Below are 21911 nucleotides of genomic sequence, written 5' to 3' on the forward strand. Positions count from 1 at the left end.
TGTACCCACCGGTCACCGAGGCCGCAGGAACATTCACACCTTTGCTAACTCAAACGATTCCGGCGCAAGAAGCCTGGTAGACCGCGTTTTCGCGGTTTCGCCCCGGACTCGACGGCTTCGGCGAGAACCGTCGCCGCGCCCCGGATGTCGACCAGGCGGTCCAGCTCGTCCAGGTCGATGTCGATGCCGAACTCCACCTCGACCGTCGCCAGGAGCCGGACCCGGCGCCGGGAGTCGACGCCCATCTCGGCGAAGGGCGTGTTCTCGTCGATGGTGTCCGGATCGACGTCGAAGGTCTCGCAGACGAGGGCCTTGATCTCGTCGACGTACTCGCTCCCGTCAGCTGCCATGGAGGGATTCTGTCCCATCCGCCGTCCAATACCGCGTTCTGGCCGCGGAACGCGCGACCTTGCCGCTGGACGTCCTCGGCAGCCCGCCGGGTTTCACCAGGAAGAAGGCCTTGAGCCGGATGTCGTGCCGGTCGGCGACGGCGCGGGTGGCGGCCCGCGCGATCTCGGCTTCGTCGAAGTCGGGGGCCTTCCGGGCGCGCTCGGCGACCACGACGACGCCCTCTCCGTCGTCGAGGTCGACCGAGAACGCGGCGACCCGCTCGGGGCCGAGGAGGGGGTGAGCGGCGGCGACCGTCTCTTCGATGTCGTGAGGGCTGTGGTTGCGGCCGTCGATGATGATCAGGTCCTTCATGCGTCCGGTCACGGAGAGCCTGCCGTCCCGGATCGTGCCCAGGTCCCCGGTGCGGAGCCAACCGCCTTCGCCGTCGAGCTCGGCGCCGAACACCTCGGCGGTCAGCTCCGGGCGACGCCAGTACCCGGCGGCCACGTTGGGCCCCTTGACCCAGATCTCGCCCGCGTCGACTTTAGCGGGCAAAACGTGCTCCGGCGGGGCGACGACGCGGACCCGCTGACCCCGGGGCCAGCCGATCTCGACGACCTCCCGGCCGTCCACTTCGGTCACCACCGGGCCGCTGGAATCGCCGCTGGCGACGTAGACCGTCGCCTCGGCCAGACCGTAGGACGGCCGGAACGCGCCGCGCGGGAAGCCGTGGGGTTCGTACGCGGCGAGGAACTCGCGGACGGTCGCCGCCCGCACCGGCTCACTGCCGCTGAGCGCGATCGACACCGTCGAGAGGTCGTACTCGGCGCGCTTCGGCTCGGGCACGGCCTCGGTCACCAGGTCGTACGCGAAGTTCGGGGCCGCCGTGAGCGTGTTCGGATACGCCGACATCAGCAGCAGCCAGCGTTCCGGGCGCCGGATGAACTCCAGCGGCGCGATGAACACCGTCCGGCCGCCGGAGTGCATCGTCCCCGCGACCAGTTGCGCCAGCCCCATGTCGTGGAAGAACGGGATCCAGCCGACGCACGTGGTGTGCTCGCCGACGTCGTAGGCGTCGCAGATCTGCCAGCACGCGGCCGAAAGCGCCCGGTGCGTGACGATCACGCCGGCGGGCGATCGCGTGGTGCCGGAGGTGTACTGCAGGTAGGCGGGGTCTTCGGGAGAGACCGGCGCCGGCCGGGACCGGTCCGCCGGGTCCAGCGGCAGGGTGTCGACGGCGACGATCTCGCGGGGAGCGGGCACCGGCTCGGCCTCGGCGAACTCCGTCAGCCGCTCGACCAAGGCCTCCGACGTCAGCCAGATGTCGGCGTCGCAGTCGTTGAGCACCCCGACGAGCCGCTCGCGGTGCGCGCGGACGTCCGGAGCGGACAACGGCACCGCGACAGCCCCGGCGTACAGCGCGCCGAAGAACGCGACGACGTAGGAAAGGTCCTGGCGCGCCGTGATCGCGACGCGGTCTCCCGGCTGGATCAGTTCGCGCAGCTTCGCGGCGACAGCGCGGACGTGGACGAGGAGCTCGGCCCAGGTCAGCGTGTCCTCGACGGGTTCGTGCCGGTTCGAGCAATCGAGATGGGTGTACGCGGGGCGCTCGACGTCGGCGCGCTCGAGCAGGCGGAGCACGAGCGGGGTCCGCAGCACTTCGTCGGGCACTTCTTTTGTGGACACGGACACATCCTCCGGCCGCGGCATGGGCATCATACGAGCGTGGACGACTTCTTCGTGCTGGACGATCCGGCGGACCGCGTCAAGGCCCTGCGCGACCGCGAGCTCAGCTCGAACCCGGGTGGTGCGGCCGCCGAGACCCCGAACCTCCTGCTGATGGACGGCGCGGACCACCGGCGGCTGCGCGCGGTCGTCAAGGAGGTCATCGCCCTGGTGGAGCCCCTGCCGGACGCCGTGCTCGCCGACCTGCGCGTCACGATTAGCCCGCTAAAGTCGAGTGCGCGCTTCGACCTGGTGGCCGATTTCGCCAGGCCGGCGGCGGCCAGGGTGACGGAGGCGGTGCTCGGCACTGTCGAGCCGCTCGGCGAGAAGCTGCTGACGAACCTCACGGAGACCGCCGCGAATCTGGACGTCTGGTCGGGAGGGCCGGGCGGAGCCGACAAGGCCGCGATCAGGGTCGCGATGTTCTTCCTCAAGGCGGAGGCCGTCGAAGGCGGCGGGCTGGCGCTGCTCCGCGAAGCGCACGAAGCAGGCCGCATCACCGAAGACGAGCTGATGATCACGCCGGTGATGCTCGCCCACGCGGCGTACGAGAACTCCATGAACTTCCTCGCCTTGGCCGGTCTCGAACTCCTACGCCGCCCGGACGTCCTCGACGACGTACGCGGCCTGATCCACGAGATCGCCCCCACTCGCTTCGCCGCCCGTCGCGTGATCGCGCCGTTCTCGCTGGCGGACAAGGACTTCGCGACCGGCGACAAATTGGCCATCCCGCTGGGCCCCGCCGCCGAACTCGCGTTCGGCCTCGGGCGGCACACCTGCCCCGGCTCGCGGATCGCGGTCGCCGAGGGCGAAGTGGCGCTTCGCGCGCTCGCCGAGATCCTGACTCCCGACCACGTCGCCGAAGACGTGCGGTACAAGACGCACGCCGTCTTCCACGGTGTCGAGCGGGCGATCGTGACGCTGCGGAACTGACCGCTCAGGTCGCCAGCCAGTCGGTGTTCGCGAAATCGTCGTCGTCGCCCCGCGCGGCCGCGCGACGATGCCGCCCGGCCGGACGCTCTTCCGGAACCGGCGCGGGAGGCGGTGGGGGTGGCGGCGGCGACGGCACGGGCGGAGCAGGCGGCCGGAACGAGACCGGCGGCTCGTCCGCCGTGCGGTACCCGGCGCGCCGCTCGTTCTCGGTCTCGTCCTCCTCGAACCCGAAGTCGCCGTCGTCTTCGACCTTGTCGGCGAGGGTCGCTTCGGTCGCCCAGCCGCCCGCGGCCTTGGCCTTGCGGTTGCGCTCCTGAAGCCGGACGATGACGCCGCCCTGGATCTTCGCCTGCTTGTCGAACTTCTCCTTGCTCTCGGCGAGAGCCTCTTCGCGGCGCTTGTCGAGCAGAGCCATCCTCGCGGAGTTCTCGCTCTCCAGATCCGCCAATCTGCTCTTCATCGCGGCAAGCGCGTCCTCGGAACTCACGGTCAGTCCTCCCTCGCTGATGCCGGACGCTAGCGGAAGCCGATCACGCCGTCGTCGTCGAGAGAGCCACTGATCCGGCTGCTCGACGTCGCGGTTTCGAAGAGACCGCCGTCGACGCGATAGCCGCTCGAGTTGCGCTGCTGGTCCTCGCCGCCACCGCCGCCCGCTCCGGCACCGCCCATCATGCCGCCGCCCATCATGCCCATTCCACCGCCCATGGCCGCGGCGGTCTGATCGCCGGTCCCGCCCGGCGCCGAGCCGAGCCCCGAGGTCGAGGAAGTCGCCGCGCCGCCACCGGCACCCGCCGGGTCGGAGGTCTCGCCGAGGCCGTCGTCGTCACCGAGGGGGTTGCCCAGCGACTGGGGTGACGTCGAGTCCGAAGCCGTCGCGGGCGTGGTCTGCTCAGCGGCGGCCGCCGGGACCTCGGCCGCGGTCGGAATCTCGTGCGTCCGCACGCTTTGGTCACCGGCGTGGGGCGCCGACGAGGTCACTTCGGGCGCGGCCTGCGCGTGTTCCCGCGCCGCCGCTTCCACCGGCTGCCCGGGAACGGCCTCCGCGGCGTGCCTGCCGGCCGGAACAGCGGCGTCCGGACGAGCGTCGGGGGCGCCGCCACCGGCTCCAGCGGCCGTTTTGGCCGTGGGGCTCTCTTCGCCGAGGGTGTACGTCGTCGGCTTGCCGCTGCCGTCTTCGACCGTCACGCGCGTGGGTCCATCAGGCCCGTCCGGCCGCTCGGCGGTGATCTTGAGACCGCCGTCCTCGATGTGGATCTTGCCGTCCGGCCCGGGCTTGAACGCCTGATCGTCGGCGCGCGGAGCGTCCGGCGGTTGTGCGCTGTCGCGATGGATCGCGCCGCCCGCCGTGGCGTCACCGCCGGGTCCGCGGTTCGGGGTGTCGTCCGGCAACGGCCGTGAATCGCCGAAGTCGAGCTTGTAGTCCTTCGCCTGCCCCGTGCCGTCGTCGACCGAGATCCCCATCTTGCCGTCCTTGCCGGGCTCGGCCATGGAGATCTTGTGATCGCCCTGCTCGACGGTGACGGTCTCCGGGCCCTCCGGTTTGACGGCCTCGCCGGTGCGCGGGTCGATCGGGTACGCCTCGCCGGTCTCCGGGTCGAGCTCGAGCGGCTTGTCCGTGACGGGGTTGATGTTCGGATCCGGCGGGCTCGGCGGCGCCGGAGGGGCGGGCGGCTTCGCGTCACCGATCGGGGTCGTGTTGCCGCCCCCACCACTGCCGGTGCCGGGACCGGAACCGCCGGTACGACCGCTGCCGTCGTCCGACCCACCGCCGGATTTGAAGCCGCTGTCCGTCGTCCCCGCCGCCGAGTCGAGCCCGACGAACGGGTTCTCCTCGAGCTTGCTGAAGAAGTCGGTCAGGCCCTGCCAAGCTCCGGCCACGGCGGTGTGGGTGTTGCCGCACATGGTCCGGAAATCGGTCAGGTACTTCGTGTAGAAGGTGTTGAAGGTTCCCGACAGATAGCTTTTGACCTGACCGATGATGTGATCGATCGTCTCGTCGTCGAGGTCGCAGTCGTCGTCGTTGATCATGTCGCGCGACTGCTGGTCGAGGAACTTCGAGCAGTGCTTGAAGTCGTCCTGGCTGGCGTTGCTGCCGAGCTCCGCGATCCGGATGATCCGGTCCAGGTCCTGCGGGGTGACCTGGCCGAGCGAGTCGCAAGAGGCCTTGATCATCCAGTCGGCCTTGTCGCGGCAGAACTTCGCGACCGAACCGGCCGCCGTCATCATCGCGACGGCCGCGTGCTCCGCGCCGTCCGAGACGACCTTCGTCTTGGCCTCGTAGTTCTGCTGGTAGGTCCGCGCCTGGTCGGCGGCGGCACCCTCCCAGCCGCCGAGGTTCTTCTTCATCTCCCCGGAGACGTCACCCGACGAGGTCGCGACCGCGTCCTTGAGCTTCGTGAATTCGTCGGCACCGGCCGCGAACTTGCCGAACGGGATCTTCCGCTGCTGGTCGTACAGCTCACGCAGCTGGTTGATGTCGGCCGGAGTGCCGGAATGCACCGCCGCGACCGAACGGTTGTAGAGCGGAACGAAGATCTCGATGTTGTGGAACGACGGCTTGCCGAAGTCGAGGATCTGATCCGAGGTCTCGGCCGCCGGGTTGGTCGCCGAAGCCTTGGAAGCCATCTGATCGAGGCCGGCCCTGGCGTCGGTGTTGGCCTTCTGGTTCGCCTGACGGTCCTCCGCGGCGAACTTGTCGACATAGCCCTTTGCGTTGCCGTACGCGACCTGGACGCTGTCTTCGAGGCTGTTGATCAACTGGGTGTCGGAAAGCATCCCGCCCCAGACGTTGTTCCCGTTGAGATCGCCTTCGCTGATCTTCATCTGCGCCTTTACGGCGTCACGGAAACCGTTCTTGTCCTCATCGCTGGCGAAGCCGACCTCGTCGGGGTCCTCGTCCTCGATGTAGTCGATGTACTGGAGAGCGAGATCACGGCGGACGTCCCACGGGATCCGCTCGTCGTTGATGATCTGCTCGACCTCGGCGCGGGTCGGGAGGTCGTCCTCTTCCTTGGCGGTCACCGGCCGCTCGCTTTCACGGCCTGGCTCGTGTCGGCCTCGTTGGCCTCGTACTTGCCGCCCGAAGCGTTCAGCTTCTGCGCGAACAGGTCAGCGGCCTTGAGGTAGCTGTCGGCCATGTTGGCCAGCCGCGTGACGGCGGGCCGGTACGGTCCGTAGCTGTCCTGGTGCCCCTGGCCGAAGTCCATCGCGATCAGCTGGATGTCCTTGACCGCGGCGAGCGGCTGTTCCAAAGCGTGTTTCGGAATGTCGCTCAGCGCCTTGGCCGCCTGCGTCAACGCCTGCGGATCGACCTTGTGGCCGCCTGCCATGTCTCCCCCTCACCTCGGGCGACGATCTTCGTCGAAGATCAGACGTCGCCCAAGCACTCCCGGTGCCGCTCCTTGCACACGGAATGTACCGGGCCGGTAACCCGTGCGCAGCGACTTGCGAAGATCGTGGGAGGGCTTACGAGGCGGAGGAGACGACTCCCGCGAGCCTGTCGGCGGCCGCCTGTGCGGTGTCGTGCGCGGGCGCCTCGACCATGACGCGGACCAGCTGCTCGGTGCCCGACGGGCGCAGCAGGACACGGCCCTCGTCGCCGAGTTCGGCCTCGACGGCGCCGACGGCGTCGCGGACCGCGGCCGAGACGGCGACCGCCGCCTTGTCCGCGACCGGGACGTTCACCAGCACCTGCGGCAGGCGGTTCATGACGGCGGCGAGGTCGGCGAGCGACTTGCCGGTGGAGGCCATCCGGCTCATCACGCGCAGCGCGGTGAGGAGACCGTCGCCGGTGGTCGCGTACGCGGGGAGGACGACGTGGCCCGACTGCTCGCCGCCGAGCGCGAACCCGCTCGCGCGGAGCTCTTCGAGGACGTAGCGGTCGCCGACGGCGGTGGTGACGAGGTTGATGTCGTGCGCACGCATCGCCAGGTGCAGGCCCAGATTGCTCATAACGGTCGCGACCAGGGTGTTCTTGGTCAGCTCGCCGGTCTCGGCGAGAGCGAGCGCGAGGACGGCCATGATCTGGTCGCCGTCGATGAGCTCACCCGAGGCGTCGACCGCGACACAGCGGTCGGCGTCACCGTCGTGCGCGATCCCGAGATCGGCGCCGTGCTCGACGACGGCCGCGCGCAACGCGTCCGGGTGATTCGACCCACAGTACTCGTTGATGTTGACGCCGTCCGGGTCGGCGTGGATCGCGACGACCTCGGCGCCGGCCTTGCGGTAGACCTCGGGGGCGGCGAAGGACGAGGCGCCGTTGGCGCAGTCGACGACGACGCGCAGGCCCGCGAGCGGGTGCGGGGTGGCCGACAGCAGGTGCTGGATGTAGCGGTCACCCGCGTCGGGGACGTCCTTGACGCGGCCGACGCCGATGCCGGTCGGGCGGGTGACGGGAGCGGCGAGACCGGCCTCGATCTCGTCCTCGATCCCGTCGGGGAGCTTGTGGCCGCCCGCGGCGAAGAGCTTGATGCCGTTGTCGGGCATGGGGTTGTGGGAGGCGGAGATCATCACGCCGAGGTCCGCTTCGAGCGCGCCGACCAGGTACGCGACGGCGGGCGTCGGGAGGACGCCGAGGCGCAGCACGTCGGCGCCGGCGGAGGTGAGGCCCGCCACGACGGCGGCCTCGAGCATCTCGCCGCTGGCGCGCGGGTCACGGCCGACGACCGCGACCGGACGGTGCGAACGGTCGTGGGCGGCGAGGACGCGGGCGGCGCTGGCGGCGAGCGAGAGCGCCAGCTCCGGGGTCAGCTCCTCGTTGGCGAGGCCACGTACGCCGTCGGTACCGAATAGGCGAGCCATCTGTCGACCTCCTTGAAAAACCACCACGACAACCTAGCCAGTCTCCCTGCCTGCTTCCCCTCGCCCCCGGCTTCGCCTTTAGCGGGCTAAACGCGACGCGCGCGACTTTAGCGGGCTAAACGTGAAACGGGTGGGGCGTATGGGGCGGGTGTGACAGCTGGGACTGGGGGCAGGCGGGGCCCGAAAGGACCCGGAAACACGGAAGCGCCCATCCGAAAGACGGATGGGCGCTTCCGCGGGTTGCGCCAGAGGCGCGATCAGCGCTTGCTGTACTGCGGAGCCTTACGGGCCTTCTTGAGGCCGTACTTCTTCCGCTCCGTGGCGCGGGCGTCACGGGTCAGGAAGCCGGCCTTCTTCAGGGCCGGGCGGTCGTCGGCGTCGACCTCGACGAGCGCACGGGCGATCGCGAGACGCAGCGCGCCGGCCTGGCCCGAGATCCCGCCACCGTGCAGGTTGGCGAAGATGTCGAACGAGTCGGGCTTGTCGACCGTCACCAGCGGCTCACGGATGAGCTGCTGGTGCACCTTGTTCGGGAAGTACTCCTCGAGCGTGCGGCCGTTGAGCTTGAACTCACCGGTACCGGGAACGACGCGCACCCGGACGACGGCTTCCTTGCGGCGGCCGACGGTCTGGGCGTTGCCACCGGCGGCACGCGACGGGCGCGGGGCGGCGGGGGTCTCGCTGGTCGCGACGGCGTCGCCGACCGGAGCGGTCTCCGTGGCCGCGACGGCCTCGGTCACGGTCTCCTCGGTGCTGGTCACAGACTGTTCCTCACTCACTGCGCGACCTGCGCGATCTTGGTGATCTCGCGCGCCTGCGGCTGCTGCGCGGCGTGCGGGTGCTCGGCGCCGGCGTAGACCTTGAGCTTCTTCGCCTGGGCGCGGCCGAGCTTGTTCTTCGGGAGCATGCCCTTGACGACCTTCTCGAGCAGGTGCTCGGGCTTGGTGTCGAGCAGTTCGCCGAAGGAGCGCTTACGCAGACCGCCGGGGTAACCGCTGTGCCGGTACGCGAACTTCTGCTCGCGCTTGTTTCCGGTGAGCGCGACCTTCTCGGCGTTGACGATGATGACGAAGTCACCGGTGTCCACGTGCGGGGCGTAGGTCGGCTTGTGCTTGCCGCGCAGCAGCGTGGCGACCTCGGTCGCGAGCCGGCCGAGCACGACATCCTCGGCGTCGATCACGTGCCAGGCACGAGTGACGTCGCCGGGCTTGGGGCTGTACGTGGGCAAGGGTCTACCTCGTCGTCAACATTGCGTGTGGGTTCTGTGCGGGCCTAGCGCTTACGCGCCGCAGCGCACAACGACATATGAAGATACCCCCACGCCCGACCCTACTGCGAAGCGGGGGTCGGTCCGGGGTCCCATACTAGGACCGGCGCCCGGCGGGCGCCCCGCAACTGTACCCCGCCGGTGTGGCGGAACCGCCCACGGCATCGTCCTTCCCGGGAGAGGATGAGACGATCCGGACGCGCACCGCGCGCGGGGACTCGATCAGGGGAACGGCGATGAACAAACGGCCAACGACCATCTTGTGCGTGCTGGGCGCCGTGCTGGCGCTCACCACAGCCTGCGGCCAGGCGCGTGCGGGCACCGCCGTGCCGAAGGGCGACGACGCGGCGACCTACGTCGGCACGAAGTTCGAAACGGCGATGAGCAAGCTGCAGGACACCATCGGCGACCAGCGTGACGTCACCAGCGAATCGGGCGCCTACTTCCGGTTCGACGAGAAGTACGTCCGCAGCACGATCTCCTCGGCCCGCACCGGTTCCCCGGAAGCACGGGTCAGCCGTCAGCGCTCGCAGAAGAACCCGGACGACAGCATCGACTGGTACACCCCGGCCGACGGGCCCGTCGAGTACGTGTACCTCGGGCCGGTCTACAAGAGCCTCGCCCCGACGCCGTGGGTTTCGATGCTGAAGTCCGAGGCCGGGCTGACCATTCCCTGCGCGTGGGTCGGGATCATCCACGCCTGCAAGATGGCCGACGCGATCGCCGTGTCCTACAACGCGGACAAGAAGGTCGTGAAGGGCGCGAAAAGCCTCCCGGACAAGCGAACCGAGCTGACCGCCGACGTCCCGTTCGGGAAGTTCATCGAACGGCGGGTGGAAGTACTGCCGCCGTCGATCAGCGGGGCGATCACGGACGAGATGAAGAAGGCCCCGGTGCGGACCACCGTCTCGCTCAACCCGGACGGGACGCTGAGCCAGATCGTGATGGAGGCGAAGATCGAGGGCGGCGGGCACAAGATCGAGCTGCGCTACGACTTCCGCTTCACCGGCAAGGCGACCGTGCAGGACCTGCCGAAGCTGCCGGACGCTTCGCAGATCACCGTGCTGCCGGACAAGGCGGCCAAGGACGACTTCAACCGCCGGTTCAACGAGTTGAAGGGCGTCTGAGCATGACCGACCAGCAGCCTCAGCAGCCGCAGCAGCAGTGGTGGCAGCCGCCCGCGAATCCCGCGAACCAGCAGCAGGGCTGGCAGCAGGAAGGCCAAGCCACCGGACCGCATTCCGGGCAGTGGCAACAGAACGATCCGAACGCCGCGACCACCGGCTCCTACACGGGACAGTGGCAGCAGACCGGCCAGCCCGGCGTCACCGGCTCGTTCTCCGGACCCTGGCAGCAGAACGCGGCCCCGGCGCCGGGAACGGCTTGGCAGCAACCTCAGCAACCGCAGCAATCCCAGCAGCAGCCGCCCGCGCCGCAGCAGGATTGGCAGGCACAGCAACAGAATCCGCCGCAGGGGCAGTACGGCGGAGGGTTCCAGCCCGCCCAGCCAACCCAGTCGTCGCAGTACGGCGGGCTCGGCGCTTTCGGCACCGAACCCGCGAAGAAACCGAAGGTCTCCAAGAAAACCTTGCTGATCGGCGGGATCGCCGTGGCCGTGGTGGTCGCGGGCGGTGTCGGGGCTTGGCTGCTGGGCGCGTTCGCCGGCGACAGCCTCGATCAGAAGTCGGTCCAGGACGGGGTCACCCGCGTGCTCAACGAGCACTACGGGGAGCCGGACGTGAAGAACGTGGCGTGCCCGTCCGGTCAGCCGGTGGAGAACGGCACCACGTTCGACTGCTCGATCGATCTTTCGGGACAGCAGAAGAAAGTCACCGTCCGGGTACTGAACACCAGCCCGGAATTCGAGGTCGGCGCACCGCACTGACCGGGACACGAGAGAGCCGCGGCGGGAAACTCCCGTCGCGGCTTTTCCTTTGACACAAACGAAACGGCGGGCTCGGCATCCGAAGATGCCTGCCCGCCGTTGCTCGTTCGGAGCGTGAGACTCAGAACAGGCCGGTGACGCCCTGCTCCGTGCTCTGGTAGCCGTCGGCCAGCTGCGGCAGCACGCCGGCGACCTGCGCGAGGAGCTGCTTGAGCTCGTCGAACTTGTTGTCCCACTCCTGCTGAGCGGCCAGGTACGCGGTCTGCGCGTCACCCTGCCAGGTGTTGACCAGCGGAGCCAGGTCGCTCTTCAGCTGACCGAACAGGGACTCCAGCTCGCCACCGGTCGCGGTGCAGTCGTCCGCCGCCGCGTGGATCGTGGCGTAATCGACCTTCATCTCGGCCATGATTTCCTCCAGAATTCAAAGAAAGTTTTGGGGTGATGGAACAGGTGGAGCAGATCAGCCGAGGACGCCGAAGCCCTTGTTGACCGAGTTGATCAGTTCCTGCTGCTGCTGCTCGGAAGCGTTGTACTTCGAACCGGCCTGCTCGAGCAGTTCACCGATGTTCTGGAGAGCCTGGTTGAGCCCCCGGCCCGCTTCGTCGAAGCGCTTCATCACGTTGTTGAACGCAAGAGCCGCGTCACCGGTCCAGCCCGCGCGGGTGGCCTCGATGTTGTCGCGAAGCTTGCTCAGGTTCTGGTCCATCGAAACGCGAACCTCGGTCACCCGCTTCTCGGACTGGGTGAACTGTTCGACGCTTCCTTGAAAACCAGCAGCCATGGGAGCTACCCCCTTCGTTCGTGGTTATCCGTACTTGGTGAAGTTCGTTTGGTACGGACCTACGACGGAGACACTGCCACGTCTGGTTCCCTCTTGTCGCTCCTTGGTTTCAAGTAGTTGCTTGCGTTAACGCTCCCGGCGGGAACCGAACGCGGAAACCCGGCGAGCGCACCGCGATTCACGTGAAGAAAAGGGCTTTCACCAGGGGATTTCGCAAGTGCACAGTGATCGCTCAATCGGCACGGCGCATGATTCGCGACTGCGAAAAGTCCTCGTCGTCGTCACTCACACGTGGCCGTCTGGCCGCCGGTTCTGGCCGAAAGGGAACCAAGTCCGCCGCCGAGGGCAAAGCGGGAACCGGGAGACCGGCGCCCGCGCGGAACCGTTTCGCGGCGTTCCGCAGGACGCTCGGGGTCGGCGCGGTCTCGCCGCCGGCGAGCCGTCCCTTGCCGAATTGCTTCGCCAGTTCGGCGTTCTCGCCGCGGCGTCGTTCGTAGCGGGCCTTGGCCGTCCGGGCGACCTGTCTGGCATAGGTGACCGCGTCGCGTCCTGTTCGCGCGAAGTTTTCGGCGGGGGTCTCGGATTCGGGTGGCATACGCCTCCCCCTTCAGTTGACGACCGCCATCGTTTTGACGACCTGTTCGCAGGCCGCGCTCACCCGGGGTTCGAGCGGTGAGCCGGTGCCGTACTGGCAACCGATGTGGACGCGGAACTTTCCCTGGGCGACGACGTACCAGTCGACGCGTGCCTTCGGCTTGGTCTCGCGGTAGTAGACGACGGTCCGGCCGGCGTAGTTCGCGGAACCGTTGAAGCCGCTGTATTTCTTGGTCGGCTCCCGTTCCGCGCTGCCGGCGAGTTCGTCGACGAGTTTCTGTCTGTCGACAGTGGCGTCGTAGTTCATCACGTACTCCTGGGCGACCACGAGATCGTCGCCGGTGAGGGAGTCGCTCGGATGGATCACCACCTGACGGTCGGCGACGCGATCGTCGGTCTGCGTCCAGTCCGGCGGCGCGATGAAGCGGTAGTCGTACTGGGCGAGCGTCCGGCCCTCCGGCTCGGCCTCCCCGCTGTTGACCGCGTAGAGGACACCGCCGACGACCGCCGCCACGGCGACCGCGGCCGCCGCGATGATCCAGGGCGTCTTCTTGCTCTTCCCGCCTCGCTCGGCGGGCTTGGTGTCGCGGGAGGGCTCACCCGGCCGCCACGGCGGGGGCTGCGGTGGCGCCATCCCCTGCTGCCCCCTCGGGGGCGATGGCGGCCCCTGCTGCCGCGTCGCGTTTAGCGGGCTAAACGCGCTCTGCGGCAGTGGGCCCGACGCGGGCTGCTGGGGGCCGGGAGGGAACGGGGGGCGCCGGTCGGCGGGGGCCGGTGCGGGAGCGCCGACCCGGGAGACCGCGGAGCCCGCCAGCGAGCCCGTCCGGTCCGGGTCGATCAGCACCGCGCGCAGGGCGCCGCGGGCGACCACGGTCTCGGGCTGGTCCAGGGTGGTGGGCACGACGCCGGTCCGCTCGTGCACCAGCCGGGACACCATCGGGATCCGGCTGGACCCGCCCACCAGGAAGATCGCCGTGAGCTGTTTGGGCCGCAGCCCGGAATCGCCGATCGCGCCCACGGTCAGTTCGACCGCGCGGCCGAGCGGGCCCGCGATGAGCCGCTCCAGGTCCTCCCGCGTCACGTGCGCGTCGGCGAACGGCGGAGGCATCGGGACGTCGGTGTACGCGTGCCGGGACAGCGTCTCCTTCGCGCCGCGTACGTCCTGCCGCAGCACGCGGCGACGGCGGCGATCGGTGAGTTCGCGGCCTTCGACCAGCTTCCGCCATTCCGGCGGATCGACGGACGACACCAGCGAACCCACGTGCTCCAGGAGCGCCTGATCGACGTCCGCCCCACCGAAGCTCGGATCCCCGCGGGTGGCCAGCACCTGGAACCCGGCGCGTTTAGCGGGCAAACTGCGATCCGCCGGGCTGCCGGGCATGCGCTGGACCACGGAGACGTCGACAGTGCCGCCGCCGAGGTCGAGGACCGCGAGGGCGTCGCCGGGGCGGCCGCTGAACTCGACGGTGCGCTCGGAGTTGAGGTCGGCCGGGGCGAACGTCGCCGCGTGGTAGACCGCCGCGGCGACCGGCTCCGGCACGAGGGCGACCTGACGCGCGAGCCCGCCCGCCGCCTGCCGGAGCAGACGGGTCCGGGTCGCGCCCCAATCGGCCGGGTGGGTCAGGACGAGCAGTTCCACCTCGGCGTCACCGGCGAGCCGGCGCGCCTCGGTCACCGCGCGTTTCAGCACGGCGTGGACGACATCGGTCACGCGGAGGACGTTGTCGCCGAGGAGCAGGTCGCCTTCGTCGATCCGGCGCTTCGGATTCGGCTCGTAGCGCGACGGATCCACCGCCGCCTGCCGTTCCGCCTCTTGGCCGACGAACAGCGTCCCGTCCGGCGCGGCGTAGACCGCCGACGACATCAGGGGCTGCCCGTCCACCACGACGACCTGCGGTTCGCGGCCGTTGATCGAAGCGACTACGCAGGTACTCGATGTCCCGAAGTCCACCGCTACCCGCACAGTCACCAGCCACTCCCGCAGATCGTCGTCGTCACCACACGCCCGTCCCGTACCTCACCTGGTTCCGCGGGAGGTCAGTCCGGCTGGATCCACGAGACCTGCATGAGCTGCTTGCCGTGCTTCCGGGTGACGAGGTTTCCTCGTCCCGGAGGCATCTGGCTCGGCTTCACGTTGGCGACGAGGTTGCCCTCGTCCCGCGAGCCGTTCATGACCATACCGGGCGCCGCGATCTCCCTGAGCTTGCCGAGGATCGGGTCGAACATGGCCCGGCTCGCGCCACCGCTGCGGCGCACGACGATCATGTGCAGACCGACGTCCTTCGCCTGCGCGAGGAACTCGGCGAGCGGCTTCAGCGGGTTGCTCGTCTGCGTGGCGACCAGGTCGTAGTCGTCGACGATGATGAACAGCTCCGGGCCGGTCCACCAAGACCGGGTCTTCAGCTGTTCCTGCGTGACGTCCGGACCGGGGAGGCGCCGGGTCATCGACCCGTGCACGTCCTTGACCATGCTGTCCAGCTGCGCGGCGGACACCGCGTAGCCGAGCAGCTGGTCCCCGCCGACGAAGCCGAGCATCGTGCGCCGGTAGTCGACGAGGATGACGACCGCTTCCTGCGTCGTGTACCGCTCGGTGATACCCCGGGTGATCTGCCGCAGCAGGTTCGTCTTGCCCGACTCGCCGTCCGCGAACGCGTAGAAGTGCGAATCGGCGGCGAAGTCGAGGTAGATCGGCTGGAGGTCTTCCTCGTTGACACCGATCGGCACCAGCTTCGTGGCGCGCTTGGAGTCGATGGACAGGACCTCGTCGTAGGTGACCATCTCCGGCAGCAGGCGGACCTGCGGCGCCGGGCGGCCCCGCCACGCGGCCTTGATCTTCGCCACCGCGTCGGCGACACCGGCGGCGACGTCGTCCGGGTTGCTCGATCCGTCGATCCGCGGCAGACCGGTCAGCAGGTGCAGCTTGTCCCTGGTCAGACCGCGGCCGGGACGGGCGGCCGGGACGTTCACCGCGACCCGGCGGTCGATGTCCGACTCGCTCGGGTCACCGAGGCGCAGCTCGAACCGGGAACCGATCATGTCCTTGATCGCCGGGCGGATGTCCGCCCACCGGTTCGCCGCGATGATGACGTGCACGCCGTAGGAAAGACCCTGGGTGGCGAGCTTGGTGATCGAGGTCTCCAGCTCGTCGAAGTCGTCCCGCAGCGCCTTCCAGTTGTCGACGATCAGGAACGCGTCGCCGAAGGCGTCTTCTTCGGGCTTGATCTCGCCGCGCCGCTTGCGGTTGCGGAACTCGTTCATCGAGTCGATGCCCATCGCACCGAACCGGCCTTCCCGCTCGGTGAGCAGGGTGGTCAGCTCGGCCACGATCCGGCGGGCCTTGTCGGGCTCGCGCCGGGCGACGGCGACACCACCGACGTGCGGCAGGCCCTGGAGACCGGCCAACGTACCGCCACCGAGGTCGAGAGCGTAGAACTGCGCTTCCTCGGGGGTGTGGGTCAGCGCCATCGACATGATCAGCGTCCGGAGCATGGTCGACTTGCCCGACTGCGGACCGCCGACGATCACACCGTGCCCGGCACCACCGGAGAAGTCGGCCCACAGCAGGTCACGACGCTGCTCGTACGGGCGGTCGACGATGCCCATCGGCACCTGCAGCCGTCCGTTGCCGAAGAACCCGACCGGGGAAAGACCGCGGTCGTCGGTGGGGTTCAGGTTCGGCAGCAGGGTGTCGAGCGAGTTCGGCTCCTTGAGCGGCGGGAGCCAGACCTCGTGCGCGGGCGGGCCCTGGCCGATCAGCCGGGACACGATCACGTCGAGCTCACTGGGCTCGACGGCCTCCTCCGACTTGGCCTCTTCCACCGGCGCGGCCTCGATCTGCTGCGGCTCCGGTTCCTTCGGCAGTTCGACGAAGTCCGGGACGAACAGCTGCGGGCGCTTGTCGGCGCGGACCACGGTCGCGACCGGGCCCGCCGCCTTGATGCCCGCGGGCCGGTACGGGCCCGAGACGTACGAGGCCTTGAAGCGGACCAGCGTCGAAGTGTCGTACTTGAGGTAACCGCCACCGGGGACGGACGGCAGCTCGAACGCGTCGGGCACGCCGATCGCGGCCCGGGATTCCGCGGCGGAGAAGGTCTTCAGACCGATGCGGTAGGAGAGGTGCGAGTCGAGACCGCGCAGCTTTCCCTCTTCCAGCCGCTGCGACGCGAGGAGCATGTGCATCTGCAGCGACCGGCCCAGACGGCCGATGGCGACGAACAGGTCGATGAAGTCCGGCTTCGCGGCCAGCAGCTCGGAGAACTCGTCACAGACGATGAAGAGCGCGGGCAGCGGGTCGAGGTCGGCGCCGTTCTCGCGGGCCTTCTCGTACTCCCAGACGTTCTTGAAGTTACCGCCGTTCTTCAGCGCTTCCTGGCGGCGGTTCATCTCACCGGCCAGCGCGTCCTTCATACGGTCGACCAGCGTGACTTCGTCCGCGAGGTTGGTGATGACCGCGGAAACGTGCGGGGCGGCGTCCAGACCGAGGAACGTCGCACCACCCTTGAAGTCGACGAGGACGAAGTTCAGCGTGCTCGACGAGTGCGTGGCGAGCATGCCCAGCACCAGCGTCCGGAGGAACTCCGACTTACCGGAACCGGTCGCCCCGATGCACAGGCCGTGCGGGCCCATGCCCTCCATCGCGGCTTCCTTGATGTCCAGCTCGACCGGCTGGCCGTATTCGCCGACGCCGAACGGGACGCGGTAGCGGTCCCGCACCGGGCGCGGCCGCCAGGCCTGCTGGACGTCGAAGGTCATCGGGTCGCCGGGGATGCCCAGCAGTTCGAGCAGACCGGGGTTGGACAGCAGCGGCTCTTCCTCGGCGGCGTCCTGCGCGGCGGTGCCGACGCGGTACGGGGCGAGGAGGCGAGCGAGGGCTTCGGACTCGACGACGCTGAGCGTGTCCGGGCGGCCGAACCACTCGACACCGCCGGCACTGCGCGCGCCGAGACGGTCTTCCTCGACGACCAGCCGCAGACCGCGACGGGCCGCGAGGTTGCCGATGGAGTCGGAAAGGTCGATCAGGGTGACGCCGACCAGACCCTCTTCGAGGATGATCTGCTCTTCGCGGGTGACCTCGGCGTCGTCGACGATGATGACGATGTGCGGCTGGTCCGGGGCGGGCGTCGCGTTGCGGGAGAACCGCTGGCGGTCACGGAGTTCCTCGTCGAGCCACTGCTCGATCTGCGCGAGGGAACCGGCCATCATCCGCAGCTGGCCGATGCCGTCGGCGAGCGCCGGGTGCTGGGCGTGCGGCAGCCACTTCGCCCACTCCCACTCCTCCTTGGCGCGGCCCGCGGTCGCGACCGCGATGAGGACGTCGTCGGGGCTGTGGAAGGTGACCAGCTGGGCCAGCATCGCGCGGGTGAGGCCGCGGGTGAGGCCGCGGTCGCCCTGCATGCTGACCGCGGCGAACCCGCGGAGGGTGATCTGGGTCGGCAGGTCCGGGACGATCGAGTGCGCGCGGACGAACCGGCGCAGGGCCAGCGTGGCGATCGGCTCCAGTTCGTCGACCGGGCCGGTCTGCGGCGGCACGAGCCGCGTCGCGAGACGGTGCGAGCTGCGGCCGACGCGGAGGTGGAGGAAGTCCTGGTCGTTCTGGCGGCGTTCCCACATGCGGCGGCTCGCGGCCAGTGACCACATCGTCTGCGGGTCGGGGTGGACCCACTCGAGAGCGGCGCGCTGGTCGACCATGGCCTCGCGGGCCCTGTCGCGCATCTGGCCGAGGTAGCGCAGGTAGTCCTTGCGGTCCTCGTCCATCTCGGCCTTTTTGGCGCCGCCGCCCTTGCCCCCACCGCCGGCCATCATGCCGACGGTGCTGAGCACCATCATGCCGCCCATCATCATCATCATGGGATTGCGTCCACCGGTGGTGAACATGAAGACCATCATCCCGAGGGAAGCGACGATCATCACCGCCGGGAGCAGCTTCATGACGATGTTGCCCGGGATGGTGCGCGGCACCTCAGGCGGCGGTTCGAGATGCACCTCGCCGCCCGGCGGCCGCGGCGCCGCCAGGCGCGGTGACTTCTTGAACTGCAGCGTGCTCATCGAAGGACCCCTCTTCAAACTCGACGATGGCGGCCACCGTTGGTGCGCGTACGGGTGCGCGAGACAACCTATCGAACGTGGCCGGTGAAATCCGGACAACGCCGAGAACGGCCCCTGCCGGGACCATACGCATGCCCGGAAGTCTAGGGCTCCGGCTCCGCCGACGTGCGTTTAGCGGCCTAAGTGCGATCCGGCGCCCCGACGCCCGACGTGCGTTTAGCCCCCTAATCGCGATCCGGGCTCTGGGGGCGACCGAGATGCTTAGGGCCGCTAAGCGTCACGGTTAGCCCGCTAAAGTCGCCGCGCCGGCAACCGGGCACAGGGGGTCCGGAGGTCGTCTCTCTTACTTTTGCCGGTCTTTTTCCGACAGTCGATGATGTGGGCACCCGGGTTCGGTATAGGTTCCCCGGGGACCAGACTCTCAGGGCAGGGGGAAGGCAGTGGCAACGGGCACGACGGTATTCAGCAGGGTGACGGTGGTCGCGCCACGCACCCGGATCGACGTGGCTTTGCCGGCTGACGTCGCGGTGGCGGATCTGCTGCCCATGCTGTTGGAGATGGCGAAGGAGGCGACGCCGGACGGCGGCGCCCGCCACGGCGGCTGGGCATTGGCGAAGCTGGGCGACGCGCCGCTCGACCCGAGCCGGACCCTCGCGTCCCTCGGAGTCGTCGACGGCGAACTGCTCCAGCTGCGCAAACGCAACGAGAACCCGCCTCCGCCGCTGTACGACGACGTCGTCGACGCGATCGCGGAGTCGTCCCCGGACAGCTTCCGTCCGTGGACCAAGGAGACGGCGCGCCGCTTCGGGCACATCGCGGGCGGCCTGGCGCTGTTCTTCTCGGCCCTCGCGCTCTTCACCAGCGGGTCGTTCTACGGCGGCAACGCGCTCGCAGCCGCGATCGCGGGCGGTGTCGGCGCGATCGCGTGCGTCGCCGTCGGCGCGACACTGGCCAAGGCCTACCAAGCTGAGGCGACGGGCGTGCTGATCGCCGCGACAGGCGGCCTCCCGCTGGCATTCGTCAGCGGCTTCTACATCGTGCCTGGGCTGTCCCTGTGGGCGAACCTGCTGCTCGCGAGCACTCTCGTGATCATCGTGGCGGCGGTCTGCATCCTCGTCATCGGGCACGGGATCACCACCTTCATCGCGGCCGCGACGACGGCGACGATCTCCGCGCTGACGTTCCTGGCCGCGACACTGATCGACACCCCGATCGCCGGGATCGCCGCGGGCGCCACCGCGTTCTCGCTGGCCTGCATCTCGCTCCTGCCGCGCGCGACGATCAAGCTCGCCGCGCTGCCGACACCGCACGTCCCCGGCAGCGCCGAAGAACTCAAGGAAGACTCGGGCTTCCCGGACTACCGCGCCATCGAACGCCGCACCGCGGTCGCGCACGAGTACATGACCGGCCTGCTGACCGGCTGCGGCGCGGCCACCGCGCTGTTCGCGATCATCGCTTCGACGTCGCCCACGGTCTTCGGCCCGATCCTCGGCGTGATCGCCACGTTGGTCCTGCTCCTGAGGGCCCGGGCGTACGCGAACGGCGCGCAGGCCATCGCGCTGCTGACCACCGGCATGGTGTCCGGCGCGGGCATCCTGCTCGGCTGGATGTGGTCGGCGAGCCCGCTGAACCGCGTCCTGTTCGTGTTCGGCGCGCTGCTGCTGATCGGAGCCGGCGCGCTCGTGGTCGGCGTGATCTTCCCGAACCAGCGCTTCTCGCCGCCGCTGCGGCGGACCGTGGAGATCTTCGAGGCCGTCTTCATCGCGACAGTGCTCCCGCTGGCGCTCGGCGTCATGGATCTCTACACGACGCTGCGCCACCTCAATTTCAAGTGACGACCCGATCGGATGATGCTCTGATGGCCGCAGCGCGGAAGTCCAGGGGGACGCGCGTCCGCCACCTCGGCCTCGCCGGACGTACCGGAACGGTGCTGCTGGCGGCCGGTATCGGTGTTCTCTCGCCGGCGTCGGTGGCGCTTCCGGCGTGGGCGCAGCAAAGCAGTGTCGCGCCCGACGCCGGTGGTTACTACGCGACTCCGCCCCCGGTGGACGAGTCCAAGAAGCCGAACGACGAGGGCAAGCCGGACAAGACCTACGAGAAGAAAACCGAGTGCGTCCAGCGCAGCAAACTCGGCGGCGACCAGGTCGACATCAAGAGCCGGCCGTGGGGTCAGGAATACCTGCAGATCCAGAAGGTCCACGAGCTGATGCGCGGCGCCACCGATTCGATCGGCGGCGGCGTCAAGGTCGCCGTGATCGACACCGGCGTCACCGCGCACCCTTACTTCAAGAATCCTGTCGAATCGGGTGGCGACTACGTCGCGACTCCCAGCGGCAAGCAGCCGGGACTCGAGGACTGCGACGGCCACGGCACCGAGGTGGCGGGGATCATCGCGGCGAACCCGCCCGACGCGACCATCGGTTTCCGAGGGGTCGCGCCGGACGCCACGATCATGTCCATCCGGCAGTCGAGCCAGAACTACGAGGAGGCGGAGAAGAAGGCCGAGCCGCCGCCTCCTCCGCCTTCGTCCAGCGCCGCCCCGCCCGGGTCGTCGAACAACCAGCCGGGCTCGGAGCTTCCGCCTTCATCACAGGGAAACGGCGCAGTCGGCGGAGCGGCGGACGGAACGGCGCCGGGGCAGGACAAGGGCGGACGCCAGCAAGAGCAGGGCAAGACCGCGGGCACGCTCAAGACGCTCGCGCAGGCTGTGGTCCGGGCCGTCGACAAGGGCGCCCAGGTCATCAACATGTCGGTCGACAACTGCCGGCAGGCCGACGGCAAGATCACCTTGGGTGAACAGCAACTGCAGGCCGCGGTGAACTACGCCGTCAAGCAGAACGTGGTCGTGGTCGCGGCGGCGGGCAACGTCGGTGACAAGTGCCCGCAGAACGACCAGCCGGATCCCAAGTCCCCCAAGATGATCGTCACGCCGCCATGGTTCTCCGACGACGTGCTGTCCGTCGCGGCGATCGACGACACCGGCGGCGTCGCGGACTTCAGCGTCAACGGGCCGTGGGTCAGCGTCGCCGCTCCGGGCACCAAGATCATCTCGCTGGACCCCGCGGAGGGGTCGAGCAGTCTGGCCAACCTGACCATCGAAGGCGGCAAGGACCCCGGAGCCATCCAGGGGACCAGCTTCGCCGCCCCGTACGTCGCCGGACTGGCAGCCCTTGTGCGCGCGAAGTTCCCCGGGCTGAAAGCCCGTGAGGTGATGAACCGGATCAAGGCGACGGCGCAGCACCCCGCGGCGCCTGGCGGCCGGGACAACTTCGTCGGCTTCGGGGTCATCGACCCGATCGCGGCGCTGACGGCGATCGTGCCGTCGGAGGCGGACAAGGCCAAGGCGGTCCCGCTGCCCGCGAACCTGCCGCCGTCGAACGACCGCGATTCCGCCCCGATGATCGTCGCGCTCGCCGGGACCGGCGGGGGCCTGGTGGCCCTGCTCGTCACGCTGTTCGTGGTGCACTCGGTCCGCCGGAACCGGCCGACCACCGCCACCGGCCGCAAGTCCCCGTAGGACGCACTTGCGTTTAGCGGGCTAATCGTGATCC

The 21911-nt window shown here is 69.2% G+C and carries 18 protein-coding genes; 5 read left to right on the forward strand and 13 right to left on the reverse strand.

All coding sequences use genetic code 11. From position 1 onward, the window contains the following. Positions 1-44 precede the first annotated feature (44 nt). Together B0293_RS18725 and B0293_RS18730 are read right to left on the reverse strand one after the other, a co-directional pair. Complete coding sequence (locus B0293_RS18725) at positions 45-350, reverse strand: acyl carrier protein (RefSeq protein ID WP_039919711.1); 306 nt, start codon at positions 348-350, stop codon at positions 45-47. Continuing rightward, a complete protein-coding gene (locus B0293_RS18730) occupies positions 340-2040 on the reverse strand; it encodes a fatty acyl-AMP ligase (protein ID WP_052014621.1) in 1701 nt (566 codons plus the stop codon). The genes B0293_RS18725 and B0293_RS18730 overlap by 11 nt, the downstream gene beginning before the upstream one ends. Positions 2041-2055: 15 nt before the next feature. Between B0293_RS18730 and B0293_RS18735 the strand changes: the two genes are divergently transcribed. Beyond that, the gene (locus B0293_RS18735) at positions 2056-2988 is read left to right on the forward strand and encodes a cytochrome P450 family protein (RefSeq protein ID WP_005166839.1); all 933 of its coding nucleotides are present in this window, start codon (positions 2056-2058) and stop codon (positions 2986-2988) included. 4 nt (positions 2989-2992) lie between these two features. Here B0293_RS18735 and B0293_RS18740 read toward each other — a convergent pair whose 3' ends face one another. The 6 genes from B0293_RS18740 to rplM form a co-directional block, all read right to left on the reverse strand. Then, positions 2993-3475 (reverse strand): hypothetical protein, encoded by a 483-nt coding sequence (locus B0293_RS18740; protein ID WP_005166838.1) that lies wholly within the window; start codon positions 3473-3475, stop codon positions 2993-2995. A gap of 29 nt (positions 3476-3504) precedes the next feature. Next, positions 3505-6009, reverse strand: a complete 2505-nt coding sequence (locus B0293_RS18745; protein ID WP_005166837.1) for a WXG100 family type VII secretion target — start codon at positions 6007-6009, stop codon at positions 3505-3507. Further along, on the reverse strand, positions 6006-6317 hold the full coding sequence (locus tag B0293_RS18750; protein ID WP_005166836.1) for a hypothetical protein: 312 nt from the start codon (positions 6315-6317) through the stop codon (positions 6006-6008). The genes B0293_RS18745 and B0293_RS18750 overlap by 4 nt, the downstream gene beginning before the upstream one ends. A 136-nt stretch (positions 6318-6453) precedes the next feature. After that, positions 6454-7788 carry a phosphoglucosamine mutase gene (gene glmM / locus B0293_RS18755; RefSeq protein WP_005166835.1) on the reverse strand — a complete coding sequence of 445 codons (1335 nt, stop codon included), beginning with the start codon at positions 7786-7788 and terminating at the stop codon, positions 6454-6456. 257 nt (positions 7789-8045) lie between these two features. Continuing rightward, on the reverse strand, positions 8046-8549 hold the full coding sequence (gene rpsI, locus B0293_RS18760) for a 30S ribosomal protein S9 (RefSeq protein WP_005166834.1): 504 nt from the start codon (positions 8547-8549) through the stop codon (positions 8046-8048). 14 nt (positions 8550-8563) lie between these two features. Beyond that, complete coding sequence (rplM, locus tag B0293_RS18765; RefSeq protein ID WP_005166833.1) at positions 8564-9016, reverse strand: 50S ribosomal protein L13; 453 nt, start codon at positions 9014-9016, stop codon at positions 8564-8566. A gap of 275 nt (positions 9017-9291) precedes the next feature. Here rplM and B0293_RS18770 point away from each other — a divergent pair, with 275 nt between their 5' ends. Together B0293_RS18770 and B0293_RS18775 are read left to right on the forward strand one after the other, a co-directional pair. Continuing rightward, positions 9292-10182 carry a hypothetical protein gene (locus B0293_RS18770; protein WP_005166832.1) on the forward strand — a complete coding sequence of 297 codons (891 nt, stop codon included), beginning with the start codon at positions 9292-9294 and terminating at the stop codon, positions 10180-10182. A 2-nt stretch (positions 10183-10184) separates the two neighbouring features. After that, a complete protein-coding gene (locus tag B0293_RS18775; RefSeq protein ID WP_005166830.1) occupies positions 10185-10940 on the forward strand; it encodes a DUF4333 domain-containing protein in 756 nt (251 codons plus the stop codon). 121 nt (positions 10941-11061) lie between these two features. Here B0293_RS18775 and B0293_RS18780 read toward each other — a convergent pair whose 3' ends face one another. The 5 genes from B0293_RS18780 to B0293_RS18800 form a co-directional block, all read right to left on the reverse strand. Continuing rightward, complete coding sequence (locus B0293_RS18780) at positions 11062-11346, reverse strand: WXG100 family type VII secretion target (protein WP_005166829.1); 285 nt, start codon at positions 11344-11346, stop codon at positions 11062-11064. A gap of 54 nt (positions 11347-11400) precedes the next feature. Then, the gene (locus B0293_RS18785; protein ID WP_005166828.1) at positions 11401-11721 is read right to left on the reverse strand and encodes a WXG100 family type VII secretion target; all 321 of its coding nucleotides are present in this window, start codon (positions 11719-11721) and stop codon (positions 11401-11403) included. A gap of 232 nt (positions 11722-11953) precedes the next feature. Beyond that, positions 11954-12316 (reverse strand): hypothetical protein, encoded by a 363-nt coding sequence (locus tag B0293_RS18790; RefSeq protein ID WP_005166827.1) that lies wholly within the window; start codon positions 12314-12316, stop codon positions 11954-11956. 12 nt (positions 12317-12328) lie between these two features. After that, the gene (locus B0293_RS18795) at positions 12329-14284 is read right to left on the reverse strand and encodes a type VII secretion-associated protein (RefSeq protein ID WP_005166826.1); all 1956 of its coding nucleotides are present in this window, start codon (positions 14282-14284) and stop codon (positions 12329-12331) included. A gap of 68 nt (positions 14285-14352) precedes the next feature. Next, entirely contained in the window at positions 14353-18360 is a 4008-nt protein-coding gene (locus B0293_RS18800; protein WP_005166825.1) for a type VII secretion protein EccC, read from the reverse strand. Between the two features lie 470 nt (positions 18361-18830). Between B0293_RS18800 and eccD the strand changes: the two genes are divergently transcribed. Both eccD and B0293_RS18810 read left to right on the forward strand, forming a co-directional pair. Further along, positions 18831-20195 (forward strand): type VII secretion integral membrane protein EccD, encoded by a 1365-nt coding sequence (gene eccD / locus B0293_RS18805; RefSeq protein ID WP_005166823.1) that lies wholly within the window; start codon positions 18831-18833, stop codon positions 20193-20195. A 23-nt stretch (positions 20196-20218) separates the two neighbouring features. After that, positions 20219-21877, forward strand: coding sequence for a S8 family serine peptidase (locus B0293_RS18810; RefSeq protein ID WP_005166822.1), 1659 nt, complete (start codon positions 20219-20221; stop codon positions 21875-21877). Positions 21878-21911: the final 34 nt, after the last annotated feature.

The sequence above is a fragment of the Amycolatopsis azurea DSM 43854 genome (genome assembly GCF_001995215.1).
In the GTDB taxonomy this organism is placed as follows: domain Bacteria; phylum Actinomycetota; class Actinomycetes; order Mycobacteriales; family Pseudonocardiaceae; genus Amycolatopsis; species Amycolatopsis azurea.